The sequence below is a fragment of the Agrobacterium sp. El2ro-1b genome, from assembly GCF_048298475.1.
GTDB lineage: Bacteria > Pseudomonadota > Alphaproteobacteria > Rhizobiales > Rhizobiaceae > Agrobacterium > Agrobacterium fabrum.
This window is the reverse complement of record NZ_CP103458.1, coordinates 543,756-562,785: the sequence shown is the minus strand read 5'-3', so window position 1 is coordinate 562,785 and position 19,030 is coordinate 543,756. Positions and strand designations below refer to the sequence as shown.

The 19,030-nt window shown below is 59.9% G+C and carries 19 protein-coding genes; 8 read left to right on the top strand and 11 right to left on the bottom strand.

Annotation, left to right across the window (positions count from 1 at the left end; all coding sequences use genetic code 11):
* Nucleotides 1-5: 5 nt before the first annotated feature.
* Genes NYR50_RS02760 through NYR50_RS02750 form a run of 3 tightly spaced genes read right to left on the bottom strand, consistent with a single transcriptional unit; the run spans nt 6 to nt 3,168 of the window.
* Nucleotides 6-383: a Na+/H+ antiporter subunit C gene (locus tag NYR50_RS02760; RefSeq protein WP_006316622.1), complete on the bottom strand. Its 378-nt coding sequence runs from the start codon at nt 381-383 to the stop codon at nt 6-8.
* Nucleotides 383-802, bottom strand: coding sequence for a Na+/H+ antiporter subunit B (locus NYR50_RS02755; RefSeq protein WP_080810069.1), 420 nt, complete (start codon nt 800-802; stop codon nt 383-385). Before NYR50_RS02755 ends, NYR50_RS02760 begins: the two co-directional genes overlap by 1 nt.
* On the bottom strand, nt 799-3,168 hold the full coding sequence (locus tag NYR50_RS02750) for a putative monovalent cation/H+ antiporter subunit A (protein ID WP_418136700.1): 2,370 nt from the start codon (nt 3,166-3,168) through the stop codon (nt 799-801). The genes NYR50_RS02755 and NYR50_RS02750 overlap by 4 nt, the downstream gene beginning before the upstream one ends.
* Before the next feature lie 202 nt (nt 3,169-3,370).
* Here NYR50_RS02750 and msrB point away from each other — a divergent pair, with 202 nt between their 5' ends.
* Nucleotides 3,371-3,778: a peptide-methionine (R)-S-oxide reductase MsrB gene (msrB, locus tag NYR50_RS02745; protein ID WP_174007895.1), complete on the top strand. Its 408-nt coding sequence runs from the start codon at nt 3,371-3,373 to the stop codon at nt 3,776-3,778.
* A gap of 139 nt (nt 3,779-3,917) precedes the next feature.
* The gene (locus NYR50_RS02740; protein WP_418136699.1) at nt 3,918-4,235 is read left to right on the top strand and encodes a barstar family protein; all 318 of its coding nucleotides are present in this window, start codon (nt 3,918-3,920) and stop codon (nt 4,233-4,235) included.
* 16 nt (nt 4,236-4,251) lie between these two features.
* Here the strand turns inward: NYR50_RS02740 and NYR50_RS02735 are convergent, their stop codons facing one another.
* From NYR50_RS02735 to NYR50_RS02720, 4 genes are all read right to left on the bottom strand, one after another.
* A complete protein-coding gene (locus NYR50_RS02735; RefSeq protein ID WP_418136698.1) occupies nt 4,252-4,749 on the bottom strand; it encodes an N-acetyltransferase family protein in 498 nt (165 codons plus the stop codon).
* A gap of 102 nt (nt 4,750-4,851) precedes the next feature.
* Complete coding sequence (gene trhA / locus NYR50_RS02730) at nt 4,852-5,520, bottom strand: PAQR family membrane homeostasis protein TrhA (protein WP_080810090.1); 669 nt, start codon at nt 5,518-5,520, stop codon at nt 4,852-4,854.
* A 324-nt stretch (nt 5,521-5,844) separates the two neighbouring features.
* On the bottom strand, nt 5,845-6,165 hold the full coding sequence (locus NYR50_RS02725) for a TraR/DksA family transcriptional regulator (RefSeq protein WP_174007890.1): 321 nt from the start codon (nt 6,163-6,165) through the stop codon (nt 5,845-5,847).
* A gap of 121 nt (nt 6,166-6,286) precedes the next feature.
* Entirely contained in the window at nt 6,287-6,697 is a 411-nt protein-coding gene (locus tag NYR50_RS02720; protein ID WP_418136697.1) for a universal stress protein, read from the bottom strand.
* Nucleotides 6,698-6,974: 277 nt separating this feature from the next.
* Between NYR50_RS02720 and NYR50_RS02715 the strand changes: the two genes are divergently transcribed.
* Together NYR50_RS02715 and NYR50_RS02710 are read left to right on the top strand one after the other, a co-directional pair.
* Entirely contained in the window at nt 6,975-7,835 is an 861-nt protein-coding gene (locus tag NYR50_RS02715) for a VOC family protein (protein ID WP_418136696.1), read from the top strand.
* A gap of 83 nt (nt 7,836-7,918) precedes the next feature.
* Nucleotides 7,919-9,079 carry an AI-2E family transporter gene (locus NYR50_RS02710; RefSeq protein ID WP_174007882.1) on the top strand — a complete coding sequence of 387 codons (1,161 nt, stop codon included), beginning with the start codon at nt 7,919-7,921 and terminating at the stop codon, nt 9,077-9,079.
* 297 nt (nt 9,080-9,376) lie between these two features.
* Here NYR50_RS02710 and NYR50_RS02705 read toward each other — a convergent pair whose 3' ends face one another.
* The 4 genes from NYR50_RS02705 to NYR50_RS02690 all read right to left on the bottom strand — a co-directional run bounded on the left by NYR50_RS02705 (nt 9,377) and on the right by NYR50_RS02690 (nt 12,836).
* Nucleotides 9,377-10,468 (bottom strand): bifunctional transcriptional activator/DNA repair enzyme AdaA, encoded by a 1,092-nt coding sequence (locus NYR50_RS02705; protein WP_418136695.1) that lies wholly within the window; start codon nt 10,466-10,468, stop codon nt 9,377-9,379.
* Between the two features lie 166 nt (nt 10,469-10,634).
* Entirely contained in the window at nt 10,635-11,360 is a 726-nt protein-coding gene (locus tag NYR50_RS02700) for a polysaccharide deacetylase family protein (RefSeq protein WP_167305605.1), read from the bottom strand.
* Between the two features lie 61 nt (nt 11,361-11,421).
* Nucleotides 11,422-12,330 (bottom strand): dihydrodipicolinate synthase family protein, encoded by a 909-nt coding sequence (locus NYR50_RS02695; RefSeq protein WP_418136694.1) that lies wholly within the window; start codon nt 12,328-12,330, stop codon nt 11,422-11,424.
* A 104-nt stretch (nt 12,331-12,434) separates the two neighbouring features.
* A complete protein-coding gene (locus NYR50_RS02690) occupies nt 12,435-12,836 on the bottom strand; it encodes a DUF930 domain-containing protein (RefSeq protein WP_003511997.1) in 402 nt (133 codons plus the stop codon).
* Nucleotides 12,837-13,058: 222 nt separating this feature from the next.
* On the opposite strand from NYR50_RS02690, the gene NYR50_RS02685 reads away from it, so the two are divergent.
* From NYR50_RS02685 to NYR50_RS02670, 4 genes are all read left to right on the top strand, one after another.
* A complete protein-coding gene (locus NYR50_RS02685) occupies nt 13,059-15,158 on the top strand; it encodes a S9 family peptidase (RefSeq protein ID WP_418136693.1) in 2,100 nt (699 codons plus the stop codon).
* A 497-nt stretch (nt 15,159-15,655) separates the two neighbouring features.
* Nucleotides 15,656-16,666 (top strand): ABC transporter substrate-binding protein, encoded by a 1,011-nt coding sequence (locus NYR50_RS02680; RefSeq protein WP_418136692.1) that lies wholly within the window; start codon nt 15,656-15,658, stop codon nt 16,664-16,666.
* Nucleotides 16,667-16,912: 246 nt separating this feature from the next.
* Nucleotides 16,913-17,821 carry an ABC transporter permease gene (locus NYR50_RS02675; protein WP_174007868.1) on the top strand — a complete coding sequence of 303 codons (909 nt, stop codon included), beginning with the start codon at nt 16,913-16,915 and terminating at the stop codon, nt 17,819-17,821.
* The gene (locus tag NYR50_RS02670; protein ID WP_174007866.1) at nt 17,814-18,914 is read left to right on the top strand and encodes a quaternary amine ABC transporter ATP-binding protein; all 1,101 of its coding nucleotides are present in this window, start codon (nt 17,814-17,816) and stop codon (nt 18,912-18,914) included. The genes NYR50_RS02675 and NYR50_RS02670 overlap by 8 nt, the downstream gene beginning before the upstream one ends.
* Nucleotides 18,915-19,030: the final 116 nt, after the last annotated feature.

Genomic DNA, 19,030 nt, shown 5'->3' with positions numbered 1-19,030 from the left:
GCCGCTTAATAACCGAGCGGCGGCAAGGGCTCGCCGGCGGGTTCTGCGGTGCGCATTTCGTCCGTATCGTCGGTCTGCAATTCCTGGAAGGCGCGCCAGGTCAGGACCAGAAGGAAACAGAAGAAGGAAAAGGAAATCACGATCGCCGTCAGGATAAGCGCCTGCGGCAGCGGATTGGCGGCACCTGCGGGCAGCGTGTCCATGCCCGCCGGAATGATCGGCGGCACATCCCGCGTCAGCCTGCCGGCGGTGAACAGCAAAAGGTTGACCGCATTGCCGAGAATGGCGATGCCGAGCAGCATGCGGATGCTGTGGCGTGACAGCATGAGATAGATCGCCACCGAAAAGAAGATGCCGACGAGAATGGAGAAAACCGCTTCCATCAGTCGCTTTCCCTTTCTTCCAGTGCCAGTGCAATGGAGGTGATGGCGCCGACCACGACGAGATAAACCCCGATATCGAAGGACATGACGGTGGAGAGCGGTACCTCGACGCCGAACAAGCTCGGATAGACCCAGAGGCCGGTCATGAACGGCACGCCTGATGCCATGGAAACAAGGCCGGACAGCATGGCCATCAGCAGCCCTGCCCCGGCAATCGAGAGCGGATGAAAGACGATGGCGCGCCGGACCGCCGTCACGCCATAGGCGATGCCGTAGATCGAGAGTGCGGAGACGGCAATCAACCCGCCGATAAATCCACCGCCCGGCTCGTTATGGCCACGCAGCAGAACGAAGATGGAAAACAGCACCATGAGGCTGGTCACGACAGGCGCGACCGTGCGCAGGATGAGCGTGTTCATGTCCGCGCTCCCTTCTTTTTCGCCGTCTTCGCCGGCCCCTTGAGGACGGCGGCGGGGCGGATGCGGATGAGCGCGAGGATGGCAAGACCCGTTATCATCACGACGGCGATTTCGCCGAGCGTATCCGTGCCGCGGAAATCGACGATGATGACATTCACCACATTCGCGCCGTGGGCGATGACCTTGGAATAGGTGTTGTAGAAGTCGGTCAGGCGGTTGTCGAAGCTCGCTTGCGTCGCCCGCATCAGGAACAGGGCAAAGCCGGTTCCGCAGGCGATGGCAATGGTGCTATCGAGCAGTTTCTGGCCAAGCCCGCGATGGTCCGACGGCGACAGGCGCAGCCGCGTCATGACAAGCGTCAGGATGACGACCGAGAGCGTCTCGACCATGAATTGCGTGAAGGAGAGATCAGGCGCGCCGAACAGCAGGAAGATGACCGCCACCGCAAAACCCTGAATGCCGAGCGCGATGATGGCCGTCAGCCGGCTCGATGCCGTCAAGACCGCGAGGAGACCGGCCACCGCGATCACGATGAAGGTCAGCTCGTGGATGGGCATATCATGCGGCCAGGCCGGGATCGACGGCAACTCGTCATAGAGGAACAGCGGCACCAAAAGCACGGCGGCGATGACGGCGAAGGTGGCGGTGACGTAAAATTCCAGCCGGCCCGGCTGAATGAGCCGGGTGACGTGGAAGGAAATCCTCACCAGCGTTTCGATGAAGACATCAAAGCCCCTGTCCGGCCCGGCCCCCAGCGCCTTGAAGCTGCGGTCCATCAGGCTGCGCACCCTGGAAAGCTGTGTGTAAAGGACGATGCCGAGCGCGATCGTCAGCAGCGACAGGCCAAGCGGCACGCCTATATGAGGAATGAGCGAGATTTCCACCGGGCGCGGCTCACCCGCAATCGCGCTTGCCATGGGGGTGGAGATGTAAAAATGCGCGATGCCGGCAAAGAGCGCTATGGTGAACCCCTTCAGCGCCAAAAGCGCCGGACCGAGCCAGAGCAGCAACGGGCCCTCATGCGCGTGTTTGGGGGTTTTCACCGGCTTGCCGAGGAAGGGTTTCAAGCCCACGGCAAAGGCGACGGCGAACATCAGCCCGTTGCCGAGAACGGCGATGCCGGTAAACAGCACCGCGCGCGGATTGCCATGCGCCAGCGCGTAATAAATCTCTTCCTTGGCGAGGAAACCGAAAAATGGCGGCAGACCCGCCATGGAGATGGCCGCGGCAAGTGCGGCGGCGAAGGTGATGGGCATGGCCTTGCGCAAGCCACCCAGCTTCGTGACGTCGCGGGTGCCGGTCTCGTGATCGATGATGCCAGCGACCATGAACAAGGCGCCCTTGAACAGCGAATGCGCCACCAGATAAAGCACCGCCGCCTCGATGGCGTGGTCCGAGCCGAAGCCGGTGAGCATGACGAGCAGGCCGAGCGAGGAGACGGTGGTATAGGCAAGCATCAGCTTCAGGTCTGTCTGGCGCACGGCGAGCAGCGCGCCGGTCAGCATGGTCAGGCCGCCGAAGAAGGGCAGCAGGATTTGCCAGGCGGCCGTGTCGCCGAGAACCGGGTTGAGCCGCATCAGGAGATAGACACCGGCCTTCACCATGGTTGCCGAATGCAGATAGGCCGAGACCGGCGTGGGCGCTTCCATGGCGTTTGGCAGCCAGAAATGGAAGGGAAACTGCGCCGATTTGGTGAAGGCACCGCCGAGAACCAGCAGCAGCGCCGCCAGATAAAACGGGCTGTCGCGCAGAATATCGCCGCCGCGCACCAGCATCGACAATTGCGTCAAGCCGCTGATGTCCCAGATGAAGATCAGCCCGGCAAGCAGCAGCAGCCCACCACCGCCCGTCACCACCAGCGCCTGCAGCGCGGCCCGGCGAGAGGCGGCGCGCTCATGGTCGAAGCCGATCAGGAGGAAGGAGGTGATGGAGGTGAGTTCCCAGAACACGAACAGCATCAGCAGGCTGTCGGAGACCACGACGCCCAGCATCGCGCCCATGAACAGAAGCAGGAAGGACAGGAACCGGCCCTGCTGCGGATGCCCCTTCATGTAACCGCCGGCATAAAGCACGATCAGCACGCCAATGCCTGTTATCAGCAAAGCGAAGGTGAGCGACAGGCCATCGATGAACCAGGAGAAGCTGAGATTGAAGCTCGGCACCCAGGCGTAACCGCCCGTCACCACGCCGCCCGCCGCAATCTGCGGCAGCATCAGCGCGAAATGCACGAAGGCGAAAGCCGGCGCGATCGCGATGATCCATGCGGCATTATGGCCGAATCTCTTTACCAGAGCCGGCGCGGCAAGCGCTGCCAGAAACGGCAGAAATAGCGACAGGAATGTCATCGCCGTGACATCTGATGTCATTCACATCTCCTGGGATGTCCCCCATCCCTGCGCGCCAATGAACGGCGTTCTTTTTCAAATCGATTTTTCAGTTAAGGCATAGACACGGTCATCTCAACCCAAATCGGTACTCTCGCCCCATAACGAACGCGTTATGACGCCTCGCCCCTTTCAATCGGCGGCGGCGATGATTATTTGAGGCGGGAACAGAAAGGATCATTCCATGAGCGATCTGACATCCCCCAAAGTCAACAAGAGCGATGCCGACTGGCGTGAACAGCTGACGCCGGAACAATATCACATCCTGCGCGAACACGGCACCGAGCGCCCTTTCACCGGTCCCTACTGGAACTCGACCGAGAAAGGCCTCTACCGCTGCGCCGCCTGTGACGAGCCGCTGTTTCTCTCCGACACCAAGTTCGATGCCGGCTGTGGCTGGCCGAGCTATTTCGAGCCGATCAAACCGGATGCGGTAACGGAATTGCGCGATGTGAGCCACGGCATGGTGCGCACCGAAATCCGCTGCGCCAATTGCGGCGGCCATCTCGGCCACGTCTTCCCCGACGGCCCGCCGCCCACCGGCCTGCGTTATTGCATCAACGGCCATTCGATGGTGTTCGAGCCGGTTTGATGAACGATGCGGTGAAAGGCCGGCTGCCCCTGCCGGCCTTCATCGCTGAAAAGGCCGTCTCGACAGCCGCGCCGAATCACCACCACCGCACTCGAAAACGTCCGATATCGAAGGGCATCAAACGTCTCAGTTGCGGACCATGAGACCAACGGTTACACTTAAGAATATGAGAGAGATCCATATTGATTGTTCCGACGTAAGTTCGACTGAAGAGTTTTGGCAGCGTTATGTCGATACTGTGGAACCGCGAGATTCTGGTCTGTTTGGTAGAAATCTCGACGCCTTCTGGGATGCCGTTGAGGGTGGAGGACCGGGCTATCCAGGGGAAGTCTCGCTCGTCTTCATGAATTCTGCTCACCTGTCAGGCCTGAAGACGAGAAATGGTGTGGCATTTCTTGATGCACTCAAGACCATTGCGGACGAGACATCTGTCGGGAACATTAAGTTCTTGTATTAAAAACTCCAAGCACGCATTAGCCAAATTTCAGCTCCATACACGTCAAATCCAGCCAGCGGCCGAACTTGGTGCCCACTTCCGAAAACCGGCCGACCACCCTGAAACCGAGGCTTTCATGCAGGCGGATGGAGGCCATGTTTTCCGCCTCGATGGCGGCGATCAGCACATGCACGTCGTTGCCGCTGGCATGGTCGATCAGCGCCTGCATCAGCCGCTTGCCGATGCCGTGGCCGCGGGCATCCTTGTGCACATAGACCGAATGTTCGCGGGTGTGGCGATAGCCGTCAAAGGCGCGCCAGTCGCCATAGGATGCATAACCGGCAACCTTGCCGTCGAGAATGGCGACGATGACAGGAAAACCGCGCGACGTGCGGGCGGCGAACCAATCCTTGCGGTTCTCCAGATCGACCACGACCTCGTTCCAGATCGCCGTCGTATTCACCACCGCATCGTTATAAATCTCCATGATGCCGGAGAGATCGTCCACGGTCGCGTCGCGCAGTTCCACGCTCATATTGCTTCGCCCTCATATTTCTAAATGAGCGGCTGCTGAAAGGCGGCGGCTCTGCGACGAGCCTTAAGCGATGACGCGGAGCGATGTCCAGTGAGTCGACCGTCAGGATGCCATCGGAACGAGGCTGAAGGCGGTGACCACGGCGAAATAATGAACGGCGGCGGCGGAGACGACGAAACCGTGCCAGATGGCATTCTGGAATCGCAGCTTTTCCCAGACATGGAAGATGACGCCGAGCGAATAGATGACACCGCCGGCGACGATGAGCCAGAGCGTGACGGGGGCGAGATGAGACGACAGAGGTTCCACCACCATCACGCCGCTCCAGCCCATGGCGAGATAAAGGCCGATGGCAACCCGATCGTAGCGGCCGGGAAACAGGCACTTGAGGAGGATGCCGCAGATGGCCGCAAGCCAGATCAGCCCCAGCATCACGGCGATCAGAGGATCGTGAATGCCGCGCATCAGGAACGGCGTATAGGTGGCGGCGATGAGAATGAAGATCGCCGAATGATCGAGCCGGCGCAGGAACCATTTCACCCTGGAATGCGGCCAGATATTGTAGGTGAAAGACACGGAGAGACAGGCGACGAGGCCCAGACCGTAAATCCATGCGGCCGCAATCGCACTCAGGCTGCCCCAAGCCATCGCGTAGAAAATCAGCGCCGTCGCGCCGATGAGCGCAAATACAATGCCGACACCGTGGACGATGCCATCGGCGACGATCTCATAAAAATCATATTGGCGCCCGAACCGCCACAAATCACTCATAGTCCAATCCCGTCTGCGTGCTTTCACCAAAGCATGAAGGCAATATTAGACAGGAACAAGACAGCGGCCGGTTAACGGCGATCAAATTGCGTTCGAGGTTGTAGTGAAAGGAGAGGTTTCATTTCGCTTGAGCCATCCAGCGCCGGTATAACGAATGGTCGCTGCTGGTTTCTTCTCCCCGCCGGGGAGAAGTCCGCGGCAGCGGGATGAGGGGGGCGAGGGCAGTGATATTCGGCAACTTTGCCCCTCATCCGGCCTTATGGGCCACCTTCTCCCCGGCGGGGAGAAGAAACGGGAGGCGATATCGCACTCCCAAATTACCCCTCACAAAGCCGCCGCGCATTCCTGGCAAAAAGGCGTGTAAGGCACTGCTTTCAGCCGATCCTGCGAAATCTCGCTTCCGCATTTGACGCAGGTGCCGAAAGTGCCGCTTGCGATCCGGGCAAGCGCGGCATCGATGGCGCGCAGCTCGTCCTGCCCCACCTGCCCCAGTTCGTCCAGCACCTCGTCATTGCTGCGTTCGCTGGCGCGATCCTCGTCGTCGGGATTGCGCGGCTCCTCGAAATCGGCCTCGATTTTGTGCAGGCGGCGATAAAGCTCGCGCTGGCGGTCACGCAGGATTTTTTCGTAACTTTCGACATTCATGGACTTCTCCTCCAGCCAATCTTCTTGTTTTGTCGCATTTCCGGACGGAAAACCGGATTCCACTTTTCCTGGAAATGCTTGGGTGCGGGAAACCCGCCCGCAACCCTAAAACGTCAAACTCTTATCTATCCACCAGCACCGAGCATTTGGCGTGGCGCACCACGCGGTCGGCGGTGGCGCCGATGAAATAATTGCTGAAGTCAGGCGTGTGCGACGCGATGATGATGAGATCCGCCTTGTGCTCTTCGGCGGCGGCGATGATCTCGCGTGCGGGCGCGCCGCTTCTGATTTCCTGGCTGCCCTTGAAACCGGCTTTGGTCTTGAGGTCCGAAAGCCTGGCCTTGGCGTCCTTGATGGCGTTTTCGATGAGGTCGACCGGCAGGTCGATCGCCATATAACCCGGCAGTTCCTCGACCACGTTGATGAGAACGATCTCGCCATCGGGGTCCAGCAGCGCCTTGGCCTTTTCGAGAATCTTTTCCCCCTTGTCGGTGGCGCTGAGGTCTACCGGTACGATGATCTTCTTGTACATGGCTGTCTCCTTTGGCTTGATCCGCCATTTCGCGTGTCGGGCTAGGCTCATATTTCCCCGGAAGCGCCGCCTTCGCCTTGATCGATGTCAAAGCCGCAGCGGCGCCAGTGGGGGGCATTGTCAACGAATGGTGGACAGTCAATCGCCGTGCTGCGATCTTTGCTGAACGACGAAACCAGCCCATATTCGGCTCTACAAACGCCGCAAAGCGGCGTCGGCCGATAGCATCGGCGACCGATCAGCCCCTTGGCGCTTCGGATTCAATATGGAGATCATGATGAGTGAAATCAAACAATTCGCCCTCACGCGACCGGCCTATGTCGGTCAGGCGCATCTCGTCGTTCACGATCTGCCGCGCGTTTCGGATTTCTACCAGAAGATCATCGGTCTTTCCGTTCTCGAAAAGAACCCGAGCGGCGAGGTGCTTGGCGTAAACGGCCAGCCGTTACTGACGCTCTCCACCTCCGACACGGCGGAACGCGCGCCGCGCAATGCCGCCGGCCTGTTCCACACCGCCTTCCTGATGCCGAACCGCAACGATCTCGCCCATTGGCTGGCGCATGTCGCCCATCACAATATCCAGCTGCAGGGCGCATCCGACCATCTCGTCAGTGAGGCGATCTATCTCGCCGACCCGGAAGGCAATGGTATCGAGGTCTATCGCGACCGTTCGCCCGACGAATGGAGCTACCAGCCTGACGGCACGGTGGAGATGGCGACGATCGGTCTCAACCTGCAGGCGCTTTACGACAGCGCACCGAAGACGGCCTTTACCGGTGCTGCGGATGGCACTGCCATCGGCCACATCCATCTGCAGGTCGGCAATATTCCGCAGGCGGATGAGTTTTATCAGGATGTGCTGGGGCTGAAGATCATGGCCCGGTATCCGGGTGCGAGTTTCTTCGGCTCGGGGGCCTATCACCATCATGTCGCCGCCAATATCTGGAACAGCCGCGGTGCCGTAGCTCGTAAGGACAACATGACCGGTCTTGCCGGTTATTCGCTGAAGTTCAACGAGAAAGCCGCGCTCGACAACGCGGTCGCGGCCCTCGACCGGCTGGAAATCGCCACCGAAAGACAAAGTGATGGCATCGTCCTCAAAGACCCCTGGGGTATCGGCCTGAAGCTCTCGGCGTGAGCTAAAACGGGGTGGCGGAAATTTATGCCGCCCCGGAACTGCCTGGGATGTCGGACGTTTAACCCCAATTGGGGGACAGTCCGATGAATAAGAATGCAAAGCCGGATGTGGCCGGCACGGCGGCCTTGGCGCTAGACAAGGTCGATCCACTTCTGACACCCGCCGCGGTGTCGCAGCGCGATGATGCTCGAAGCCAGCAGCCCCTCGGACGAGAGGCGCTCGATGTCTTCGTCGCCTGGTCGATCATCGGCATTTTCCTGATCATGTCCATGGCAGTCATCCATGAACTGTCGATGATCCTGATGCCCGTCGTCATGGCGGTGGTTGTCGGCATGATCCTCGGGATTTCGGCTGAGAAACTGGCCTCCTATGGCATTCCGGGTGCAGGTGTCGCCCTCATCCTGTCCACACTCGTCGCCGCTGTGATCTTTTTCGTGGTCAACTCGCTGATCGACCCCGTGTCGCAGCTCGCAACGGAAGGTCCTGCCCTGATCGAACGCAGTATCGATCGCTTCCTGCCCTATGTCCAAAACCTGCGATGGCTGAATATTTCCGCAGCGACGTTCAGCATGGGTTCGATGTCCATGGAATCGCTGATTTCGCGCAGCGGCGAAATCATCACGCTGCTCGGCGCAAACGTCACGCCTGCGATCGTTCAGGGGCTGATCTTCCTTGCGGCTCTCCTGATGTTTCTCTACAGCCGCCTGCGGCTGCGCAAGGCCCTCATCATGGTTTTCCCTGCGCGCCATCAGCGGCTGAGAACCATCCGCATCATCGCCTCGGTGGAAAAAGTGCTCGGCACCTATTTCGCCACGGCAAGCCTCATCTACGCCGCGCTGGGTGTCACCATGATCGTGATCGCTTATCTCGGCGGTCTTTCCATGCCGCTTCTGTGGGGGCTCTTTGCCTTCCTCTCGAGCTTCGTGCCCTTTCTCGGCATCACCCTCATGACCATATCGCTCACGATCGCCGGCATCATCGCCCATGACAACATGATCCTCGCGCTGCTGCCGGCGGGTGTTTTCTTCACCATTCACCTGTTGATGGAAAACCTCGCCTTCCCGGCGGTCGTCGGCCGCAACATGGAAATCAACCCCTTCCTCGTCTTCGTGATGATCATTTTCTGGACATGGATGTGGGGCGCGGCCGGCGCCATGCTGGCCCTTCCGCTGTCGCTGATCGCCATGACGGTGACGCGGGAACTGTTTCCCTCGCGGCGGGTGGTGCCCAAGCTGCCGGATTGACGTTGGGTTTGTGGTGGGAAGTGCGATGAAACAAGGAATTGGAGTGTATTGCCGGTTGCCGGTGAGCGTGTGTGGCTTACCCCCCTCTGCCCTGCCGGGCATCTCCCCCTCAAGGGGGGAGATCGATATGCGGCGAGGTCTCGCATATCTCAACCTTCGCGAATGAAGTGGCGGTAGCGCCGCTTGCCGATCTCCCCCCTTGAGGGGGAGATGCCCGGCAGGGCAGAGGGGGGTAAACCACACCCACGCCGCTCCGCTATCAATGAACGACCTACTCAAACCCAACGGCCAGGCCGCTCAGGAAGCGAGCGGCATTCCCAGCACCTCCCCCTGCGCGCTTGCCATCCGGCGCTCATGCTCAATCAGCCATTTCTTGCGCCACAGCCCGCCACCATACCCCGTCAGACTGCCATCCGCACCAAGCACCCGGTGGCAGGGAACGACGATGGCAATCTGGTTGGCGCCATTGGCGCGGGCCACCGCCCGCACGGCGGAAGGCCTCTCCATGGTGGTTGCGAGCGAGGAATAGCTGACGATCTCACCCACCGGGATTTCCCGCAGGTTCCGCCAGACATCGCGCTCGAAGGGCGTGCCGTGGCCGGCGAGCCGGGTTTCGAAACTGCCCGAACTGCCGGCGAAATAGGCCGCAAGTTCCGCGGCGATCTGGGCGGTGACCGCGGTGCGGCCCAGCACCATATCTGCGCCGGTGCGCGCCTTCAGCCTTTTCAACTCGGCTGGAAGGGCTGGCCGGTCGGCGAATTCGAGGAGATGCAGGGCGTGATCGTCGGCGACAGCCAGCATGGGGCCGATCGGCGTATCGATCCAGTCGCCCTTGAGGAACCCCCTGCCCTTCATGGCGGCGGGCGAGGTACCGAAGAACTGGTTGATGGCCGAGCGAAAGCCGCTGCCGGATTCATAACCGGCATCGATCTGCGCGCCGATCACCGCCTCGCCGGAGGCAAGGCTTTCCGCCGCGTCCCCCACCCGCCGCAGCCGGGCGATTTCCAGAAAGCTCATGCCGAAACGGCGCTTGAAGCTGCGCCGCACGGTGGAGAGATCATGGCCGAGCGCCACCACATCCTCCTCGCGCCAGCGCCGTGCTGGTTCGTGTTCCAGCGCCGTCAGCAGCGCGGTAACGGTCTCGTCTGCCGTGCCATAGGAGAGCATCGGCTTGCAGCGCTTGCAGGGGCGAAAACCCGCCTCCAGACATTCGGCGATGGTCTCGCGGAACCGGCAGTTCTCGATCTTCGGCTTGCGTGCCGTGCAGGTGAAGCGGCAGAAAATCTTCGTTGATGTCACACAGACATAGGCCACGCCTTCATAAGCGGGGTCCTTGTTCACAAGGGCGGAATAGAGTGTTTCGGTGTCGGGGCGTTTGAACAGCATCATGGGAGGGATGCTAGCGCAAATTCGAGCGGCATGCCGCCGAAAAACGGGCGTGGATGTGGATGGCGTTTCCTCGTCCTTCGTCTAACGACAATCACCAGTGGACCGATAAGGCGCGGCATATTTCTTCTCCCCGCCGGGGAGAAAAAATGGGCGGCAACTTTGCGGGTCAGTTCACCGGTGGCGCGAAGGACGGGTCGTCCAGCCGGGCGAAGATGACGCCGCGGGCTTTCAGCGCCAGAAGGCCTTTTACCACACCCTCGCCCGCCTCGTGGGTGGGCTGGTTGATGTGGGAGATGATGACATCGCCATTCTTGGCGGCAGCGATGTGTTTTGCCGTCATGGCTGCACCGAGCAGCGAGCCGCCATCGCCGTTGACGGAATAACCGGCCACCCGCATGCCGAGGCGGTTGATGGTGGCCATGGACGATGCTGTGTATTTGGCCGTCGCCCCACGAAACCATTGCGGCTGGAGACCGGTGGCCGCGACGATCGCCTGACGGCCACCTTCGACTTCCTGCACGACTGCCGCTTCCGATCCAGCAGCCGCGATGCCGTAGATGGCAACGGGCTTATCCACCGCCGGCACATGGTTTTCGCCGTGGTTTTCGATCTCGAAGAGGTCAGGATGGGCCATCAGAACCGCCAGCGCCTCGCCATTGTGCTTCAGCCAGCGGGCGGTGACGAAGATCGTGGCAGGGATGCGCTCGCGCACCAGCGTATCGAGGATGCGGTGATCGGTCTTGCCCATGCAAGCATCGAGCGTCATCGCCACCCGCACCTTGCCGTCATGCTGCGGCGTCATTTTCAGCGACGGCTCGACCAGGCCGTTCCCCGCAAAGGCGGTGGAGGCGGCAGAGGCAAACAGGGCAGCAAGCAGGAGGCGACGCATCATTTTCATTTTCCGCAGTGTCATGCAGTGTATTCCGTGGCAATCCGCCCGCAAAGCGCCCGAATTATGGCGCGGTTTCCAGCGCGGATAGGGCCTCCAGCGCCTCTTCCACCCGCTGGCGCTCCGCGCTGGTGAGCGGCAGGATCGGCCGGGGTGGTTCGCTGACCGTGAGCAACAGGATGTTGGCGGCGGCATAGATCACGCGGATGCTGCCGAATTCCCTAAACAGCGCCCAGAGCGGCTGGAAGGTCGCATCGAGCCTTTTTGCCTCCTCCGCATTACCAGCCTGAGCCGCCCGCATCAGTTGCAGGGCCGGAACCGGCAGCAGACCGGCAACCACGCTGTACCAGGCATCACCGCCGGCAAGCGTGGCGTCGGTGCAGCCCCAGTCACCGCTGTAACCGATGGCGAAATCGTCCGACAGCTTGGGGCGCAGACGTGCAAGCTCGCCGGCATAATCGGCATCGGCGGGCAGCGGCATCTTGATGGCGCGGATATTCGGGATATAGGCCAGCCGCACGAGGAGCTCGTCGCTGAAGGTAAAGCGGGTGGTCGTCGGGTTGTTGTAGATAGCGAGCGGCAGGGCCGTCGCACCGGCAACGGCGGCGAAATGGTGATAGGCCTCTTCCTGCGTCAGCGGCGTATAGGATACGGGTGCGAGCAGCAGCGCGTCCGCACCGGCTGCTTCAGCATCCTTCGCCAGCGCCACGGCTTCATCGGTGCGCAACGCGCCGACACCTGCCATCAATGTGCGCCTGCCCCTGAGGATCGTGGCGGCTGCCTCGATGGCGCGGCGTCTCTCCTCACGCGTGAGATACATATAGATGCCGGTGCTGCCGAGGATGCCGACGGAATCGACCTCCGCCGCATCCAGCCGCGCGATCAGGGCGGAGAAGGCCTCAATATCGACTCGCCCGGCCTCGTCGGCCGGCGTGATCGGAAAAGCCGAAAGTCCCTTGAATCGTGTCGCCATGTCCGTCTCCCTCGCTTTGATCGGCAAGCAGGGTTACAGAGCCACTGGCGGGGCGGCAAGAAAAGCGGGGCTAAACTTCCTCAAGACGCCGAAAATTTCGGCGGTCAGTCATAAAGATACAACTTCTTCCACTGCTCTTCGGGAATCTTGTCGCCGACACGGTAATCGAAGGACTGGATGGAGAGGCTGTCGCTTTTCAGCTGGCACTTGTATTTGAGCTTGTACCATTCACCGGCGCTTCTGAAGACCGCACCCGACGCCTTGATGGAATTCTTGCCAACCTCGGGATCACCGAAGGTATAGGCAATGACCTTATCCGGCTTCATGCCCTTCTGCTCGGTCGCGATCCGCTCCATCGCCTCTATGTCGCAACGCTGTTCCAGACGCTCCTCGGGGGCGAGCACGTTCAGCTGCCTCATGACATTGGCGTCTATTGCGAAAGCGGGTGTGGAGGCCTGCAAGGCAAGGAAAAACGCAGAAAGAGCAGCGGGAAGAAACTTTCGCATGGGATCCTGTCAGTTTTCGTTTGTTCTTATCGATGAACGGCAGGCCGGTGGCAGGCGCGCATCATCGCTGATTTGCCGGATATTGCCAAATTGTGATCGAAAACTGACGAAATTGTGCCCAAGCCTCATTTCCCCTGTTGAGATTTGAAACTTGATCGGGCGTGAGGGGCACTCTACATCTTGGTCCCGCCCATCGATTTTTCATAATAAAGCGAGTTTCCCTTGCCTATTTTCAAGAACCTGCCCGCCGCTCCAGCCGCCGAAAAACGGCCCGTTCAGGACACGCATCACGGCATTACCCGCACCGACGACTACGCATGGTTCCGGGCCGATAACTGGCAGGCCATGTTCAAGGACACCTCGATCCTCGACCCCGCCATCCGCGCCCATCTGGAGGCGGAAAACGCCTATATGGAAGCGGCCATGGGCGACACGAAGGCGCTTCAGGAAAAGCTGTTCGAGGAGATGAAGGGCCGTATCAAGCAGGATGATTCCTCCGTGCCGGTCAATGACGGGCCTTATGCCTATGGCACGCTGTTCGTGACCGGCGGCGAGCAGCCGCATTATTTCCGCACCCCGCGTGATGGCGGCGACAAGCATGTGCTGCTGGATGGTGACAAGGAAGCGGAAGGCAAGGATTATTTCCGTCTTGCCGGTCTCGACCAGTCGTCCGATCACAGTCACGGCATCTGGGGTTATGACGACAAGGGTTCGGAATATTTCACGCTTCGCATCCGTAACCTTAAAACCGGTGAAGACCTTGCCGATGTCGTGGAAAATACCGGCGGCGGCGGCGCATGGGCGCCTGACGGCAAGAGCTTCTTTTATACGCTGCAGGACGAGAACCACCGTCCGTCGAAAGTCTTCCACCACATCATCGGCGAGCCGCAATCCGCCGACCGGCTGGTCTATGAGGAAAAGGACCCCGGCTTCTTCATGGGCGTCGGCGCGTCTGTGCTCGACGATTTCATCTTCATCGATATTCACGACCATGAAACCAGCGAATACCGCCTTCTTTCCACCAAAGATCTGATGGCCGAGCCAAAGGTGGTGGCGGAGCGCGAAGAGGGCATCGAATATTCGATGTGCGAAGGCGGCGATGTCTTCTACATTCTCACCAATGACGGCGATGCCAAGGATTTCCGCATCGTGGAAGCGCCGGTTACCGCGCCGGGCAAGGAAAACTGGAAAGAGGTGGTGCCGCATGAGCCGGGTCGCCTCATTCTTTCCGTCGATGCCTATGCCCGCCATCTGATCTGGCTGGAGCGCCGCGACGGCCTGCCGCGCATCGTCATCCGCGACCGTCGAACGGGCGAGGAACATTCCATCGCCTTTGCCGAAGAGGCCTATTCGCTTGGCCTGCATGGTGCGGCGGAATATGACACCGATGTCATCCGCTTCTCCTATTCGTCGATGACGACGCCGAGCCAGCTGTTCGATTACAACATGGTGACGCGCGACCGCACGCTGCTGAAAACGCAGGAAGTGCCCTCGGGCCACAATCCGGATGATTACATCACCCGCCGCATCATGGCCCCTGCCCATGATGGCGAGCTGGTGCCGGTGTCCCTGCTCTACCGCAAGGATGTGGCGCTCGACGGCTCCGCTCCCTGCCTGCTTTATGGTTATGGCGCTTATGGCATCACCATTCCCGCTTCCTTCTCCACCACCACGCTGTCTTTGGCCGACCGTGGTTTCATCTATGCCATCGCCCATATTCGCGGCGGCAAGGACAAGGGTTTCGAATGGTACGAAACCGGCAAGATGGAAAACAAGCAGAACACGTTCAAGGACTTCATCGCGGCTGCCGATCATCTGGTTCAGGAGGGTTTCACTTCCTATGAGGGCATCATCGCCGAAGGCGGCTCGGCCGGCGGCATGCTGATGGGGGCTGTCGCCAATATGGCGCCTGAAAAATTCGCCGGCATCATCGCCGCCGTTCCCTTCGTGGACGTGCTGACGACCATGCTGGATGACACCCTGCCGCTGACCCCGCCGGAATGGCCCGAATGGGGCAATCCGCTGGAATCGGCGGAGGAATATGGCTGGATCGCCGCCTACAGCCCCTATGACAATGTCGGCGCGAAAGCCTACCCGCCGATCCTTGCGCTTTCGGGCCTCACCGATCCGCGCGTGACCTATTGGGAGCCGACCAAATGGGTAGCGAAGCTGCGCGAAAAGACCACGGGAGAAGCCCCTATCCTGCTAAAGACCAACATGGCGGCCGGCCATGGCGGCAAGTCGGGCCGTTTCCAGCGCCTGGAGGAAGTCGCGTTCGAATACGCCTTCGCCCTGAAGGTCGCGGGCAAGGCCGCCGTGTGACACGCTGAATGTACAAACGGGCGGCGATCCAATCGTCGCCCGCTCTTATTTTGGACGAAAATACCCGCAAAAATCTCGTTTCTAAATATTTTTTCCACAAATTATAAACTGTATCTTTTATTTAAATACCACCTTTGCGGCCAATGGATTTTTATTTTCAGTTGCTGCAACTCTTAATATATCTTTCGTCAATACAAATATAGCTCATGTATTATTCAACCGGAGAAAATGTTCCGGAAATCGAACGCATGGCTGCGTTGCGCCGTTTCGCGTTGCAATATCACTTTTTGGCCGTATTATCCGGGCCGTTGACATATTCATGCGCCTTTTCGCCGCCTTTCTCGCGGCAATCCTGCAGCACGTCTTGCGGATAATCTTATCGCCGGATTTTTTCGGCTTTTTCATGCGCCATGTCAGTTCGCCCTTGGCAATCCGGGCTTTGCAGTGCTCCCGCTTTGCCAATTGAAAACACTGCATCAGACTTGGGGGTCTTACACATGAAGAAACTCCTCGCCTCGACCATTCTCGTAACGGGCTTTATCATCGCTGCCGGTGCAGCAAACTCCGCTAACGCCGCCGAAGAGTGCGGCAGCATCACCATCGCCGAAATGAACTGGGCATCCGCCGGTGTCGCGGCCTACGTCGACAAGTTTATCATGGAAAACGGCTATGATTGCACGGTCAACGTCATCAGCGGCGACACCACTCCGACATTCACCTCGATGAACGAAAAGGGCCAGCCGGATATGGCGCCCGAAATGTGGGTGAACACCCTTGGCACCCCCTATGAGGAAGCCGTCAAGAAGGGCAACCTCATCCAGGAAGTCAAAATCCTGAGCGAGGGCGGCGTCGAAGGCTGGTGGATTCCCAAATATCTCGCCGACGAACATCCTGACATCAAGACGGTTGAGGATGCACTCAAGCATCCCGAGCTTTTCCCGGCACCTGAAGATGCCAGCAAGGGTGCCGTTTTCGGCTGCCCGCCGGGCTGGGGTTGCCAGCCGACGACCGCCAACCTGTTCAAGGCACGCAAGGCTGACGAAAAAGGGTTCGCCCTGATCGACACCGGCTCCGCGGCGGGCCTCGATGGCTCGATTTCCAATGCCTACGAGAAGAAGCAGGGCTGGCTCGGCTATTACTGGTCTCCGACAGCAATTCTCGGCAAATATGACATGGTGAAGCTGGACGATGGCGTGGCACTCGACCGCGAGGCCTACGACACTTGCATCGCCAAGCCGGATTGCGCCGATCCCCAGCCAAACGCCTATCCGGTCGCCGAGGTGTTCACTGTTGTCACCAAGGACTTTGCCGAAAAGGCCGGTCCGTCCATCGACTATATCCGCAAGCGGCAGTGGAACAACGCCACGGTTGCCGGGGTTCTGGCCTGGATGGATGAGAACCAGGGCACCAACGAGGATGGCGCCGAATATTTCCTCGAGAACCATGAGGATATCTGGACGAAGTGGGTTTCGCCCGAGGTGGCGGAGAAGATCAAGGCTTCGATGTGATGGGGTGATGGGGGAGTCGGCGCAAGCCGCCTACCCCCCTCTGCCCTGCCGGGCATCTCCCCCTCAATGGGGGAGATCCGCAGGAGGTATCCTCTCGCTCAATCCGCAATGCAGGTGATGGGCGATATCTCGCCGCTTGTCGATCTCCCCCCTTGAGGGGGAGATGTCCGGCAGGACAGAGGGGGGTGCCCCGCGCGCCATCATTCCCCGTCCCCATCCCAATAACCCAAAGGGAAAACAACAATAATGGCCCTCTGCAATTACCTGCCGGACCTGCTCTGCAAGTTCCCGGCCATCGACAACTCCACGATGCGTGTGGCACGCAAGACCATCGATGACGGTTTTCGCGACATCGTGCGCAATTACGGCGATGCGATCGATGTGGTCGTGCATCCGCTGCAACTCTTCCTCAATGCCTCGGAGCGACTGTTCATCCAGACGCCGTGGATCATCACCATGCTGGTCATTCTGGCGATCGTGCATCTGGCGGGGCGCAGCTTCAAGATCACCGGCGGCACCGCCCTCTCCCTCTTCATGATCGGCGCAGTCGGCCTCTGGCGCGACGCCATGACGACGCTGTCCATTGTCGCCATTGCCACGCTGATCGCCATCGTCATCGGCCTGCCGCTCGGCATCCTGATGGGTCGTTCCGAACGCCTGCAACGCCTCATCAATCCCGTGCTCGACGTGATGCAGACCCTGCCAAGCTTCGTTTATCTCATCCCCGTGGTGGTGATTTTCGGCATCGGCAAGGTTCCGGGCCTGATCGCAGTGGTGATCTATGCCATTCCGCCCGTCATCCGGCTGACGAGCCTCGGCATCCGCCTGGTGGACCGGGAAGTGCTGGAAGCGGCCGATGCCTTCGGTTCCTCCAACGGCCAGAAGCTGTTCAACGTGCAACTGCCGCTGGCGCTGCCCACCATCATGACCGGCATCAACCAGACCATCATGATGGCGCTCGCCATGGTCGTCGTTGCCTCCATGGTCGGTGTCGGCGGGCTTGGCAAGAATGTGCTGCAGGCCATCAACAACCAGTTCTTCACGGTGGGCTTCCTGAACGGTTTCGCTCTGGTCGCCATCGCCATCATGTTCGACAGGGCAAGCCAGGCTTTCGGCAAGCGCCTGCAGAAATACCGCGAGGTCTCCCATGGCTAAAAGCATCGAAATCCGCAACCTTTACAAGATCTTCGGCAAGCATCCCGAGAAATATCTCGAAGCGGTGCGGTCGGGCATGGACAAGGTGGAACTGAACGATAAACACAACCATGTGCTTGGTCTCAACAACATCAACATCACCATGCCGGGCGGCAAAATCACCGTCGTCATGGGGTTGTCCGGCTCCGGCAAGTCGACGCTGATCCGCCACATCAACCGGCTGATCGACCCGACAGCCGGTGAAGTTCTCTATGACGGCGAGGACATTTGCGGCATGAGCACCTCGGCGCTCCGTAAATTCCGCCGCCACAAGACGGCGATGGTGTTCCAGAAATTCGGCCTGTTGCCGCACCGCACAGTGCTCGAAAACAGCGTCTATGGTCTCGACATCCAGGGCGTGCCACGCAAGGAGAGCGAAGAAAAGGGCCGTTACTGGCTCAATCGTGTCGGCCTTGACGGCTACGAGGATTATTATCCGAACCAGCTTTCCGGCGGCATGCAACAGCGCGTCGGTCTTGCCCGGGCGCTTGCCAATGACGCCGATATCCTGCTGATGGACGAGGCGTATTCGGCGCTCGATCCGCTGATCCGCGTCGATATGCAGACGATGCTGCTCGATCTTCAGCAGGAACTGAAAAAGACCGTGGTGTTCATCACCCACGATCTGGACGAGGCTTTGCGGCTCGGGGACCATATTGCCATCCTCAAAGACGGCGAAGTGGTGCAGCAGGGCGACGGCCAGAGCATCATCCTTTCCCCTGCGGATGATTACGTCACCGACTTCGTTCGCGACGTCAACCGCAGCCGCGTGTTGCAGGCCACAACGGTCATGGAACCGCTGGACAGCAAGCCGGAAGGCATGTCCGTGCCTGAGAACGCCACGCTCGAAACCATCGCCCGCGACATGTCCGAGGCCAATGAAACCCAGGCCCATGTGGTGGATGAGGACGGCAAGCCGGTCGGCAGCATCGGCCTCGACACGCTGGTGGCTGCCATGGTGACGCCTGCGGCGCAGGAGGCGGTGGCGACGGTTGAGCTGGAGGAGGAGGAGATGCGGGAGCCCGTTGCTCCGGCTGAGAAGGAAACGGCGTGAGCACGAACCGGAACCGACCGGGTTCTCGTATTCACGACGTCTAGTGTTTCCGTCATACCGGCCTTGAGCCGGTATGACGGAATGGGTGCCTCCAGTGCCGGCAGGCATGAAGCTTC

What these genes read in the sequence shown, in the direction of transcription:
- NYR50_RS02760 (WP_006316622.1), bottom strand. Translation starts at nt 383, where the DNA reads ATGGAAGCGGTTTTCTCCATTCTCGTCGGCATCTTCTTTTCGGTGGCG.
- NYR50_RS02755 (WP_080810069.1), bottom strand. Translation starts at nt 802, where the DNA reads ATGAACACGCTCATCCTGCGCACGGTCGCGCCTGTCGTGACCAGCCTC.
- NYR50_RS02750 (WP_418136700.1), bottom strand. Translation starts at nt 3,168, where the DNA reads ATGACATCAGATGTCACGGCGATGACATTCCTGTCGCTATTTCTGCCG.
- msrB (WP_174007895.1), top strand. Translation starts at nt 3,371, where the DNA reads ATGAGCGATCTGACATCCCCCAAAGTCAACAAGAGCGATGCCGACTGG.
- NYR50_RS02740 (WP_418136699.1), top strand. Translation starts at nt 3,918, where the DNA reads ATGAGACCAACGGTTACACTTAAGAATATGAGAGAGATCCATATTGAT.
- NYR50_RS02735 (WP_418136698.1), bottom strand. Translation starts at nt 4,749, where the DNA reads ATGAGCGTGGAACTGCGCGACGCGACCGTGGACGATCTCTCCGGCATC.
- trhA (WP_080810090.1), bottom strand. Translation starts at nt 5,520, where the DNA reads ATGAGTGATTTGTGGCGGTTCGGGCGCCAATATGATTTTTATGAGATC.
- NYR50_RS02725 (WP_174007890.1), bottom strand. Translation starts at nt 6,165, where the DNA reads ATGAATGTCGAAAGTTACGAAAAAATCCTGCGTGACCGCCAGCGCGAG.
- NYR50_RS02720 (WP_418136697.1), bottom strand. Translation starts at nt 6,697, where the DNA reads ATGTACAAGAAGATCATCGTACCGGTAGACCTCAGCGCCACCGACAAG.
- NYR50_RS02715 (WP_418136696.1), top strand. Translation starts at nt 6,975, where the DNA reads ATGAGTGAAATCAAACAATTCGCCCTCACGCGACCGGCCTATGTCGGT.
- NYR50_RS02710 (WP_174007882.1), top strand. Translation starts at nt 7,919, where the DNA reads ATGAATAAGAATGCAAAGCCGGATGTGGCCGGCACGGCGGCCTTGGCG.
- NYR50_RS02705 (WP_418136695.1), bottom strand. Translation starts at nt 10,468, where the DNA reads ATGATGCTGTTCAAACGCCCCGACACCGAAACACTCTATTCCGCCCTT.
- NYR50_RS02700 (WP_167305605.1), bottom strand. Translation starts at nt 11,360, where the DNA reads ATGATGCGTCGCCTCCTGCTTGCTGCCCTGTTTGCCTCTGCCGCCTCC.
- NYR50_RS02695 (WP_418136694.1), bottom strand. Translation starts at nt 12,330, where the DNA reads ATGGCGACACGATTCAAGGGACTTTCGGCTTTTCCGATCACGCCGGCC.
- NYR50_RS02690 (WP_003511997.1), bottom strand. Translation starts at nt 12,836, where the DNA reads ATGCGAAAGTTTCTTCCCGCTGCTCTTTCTGCGTTTTTCCTTGCCTTG.
- NYR50_RS02680 (WP_418136692.1), top strand. Translation starts at nt 15,656, where the DNA reads ATGAAGAAACTCCTCGCCTCGACCATTCTCGTAACGGGCTTTATCATC.
- NYR50_RS02675 (WP_174007868.1), top strand. Translation starts at nt 16,913, where the DNA reads ATGGCCCTCTGCAATTACCTGCCGGACCTGCTCTGCAAGTTCCCGGCC.
- NYR50_RS02670 (WP_174007866.1), top strand. Translation starts at nt 17,814, where the DNA reads ATGGCTAAAAGCATCGAAATCCGCAACCTTTACAAGATCTTCGGCAAG.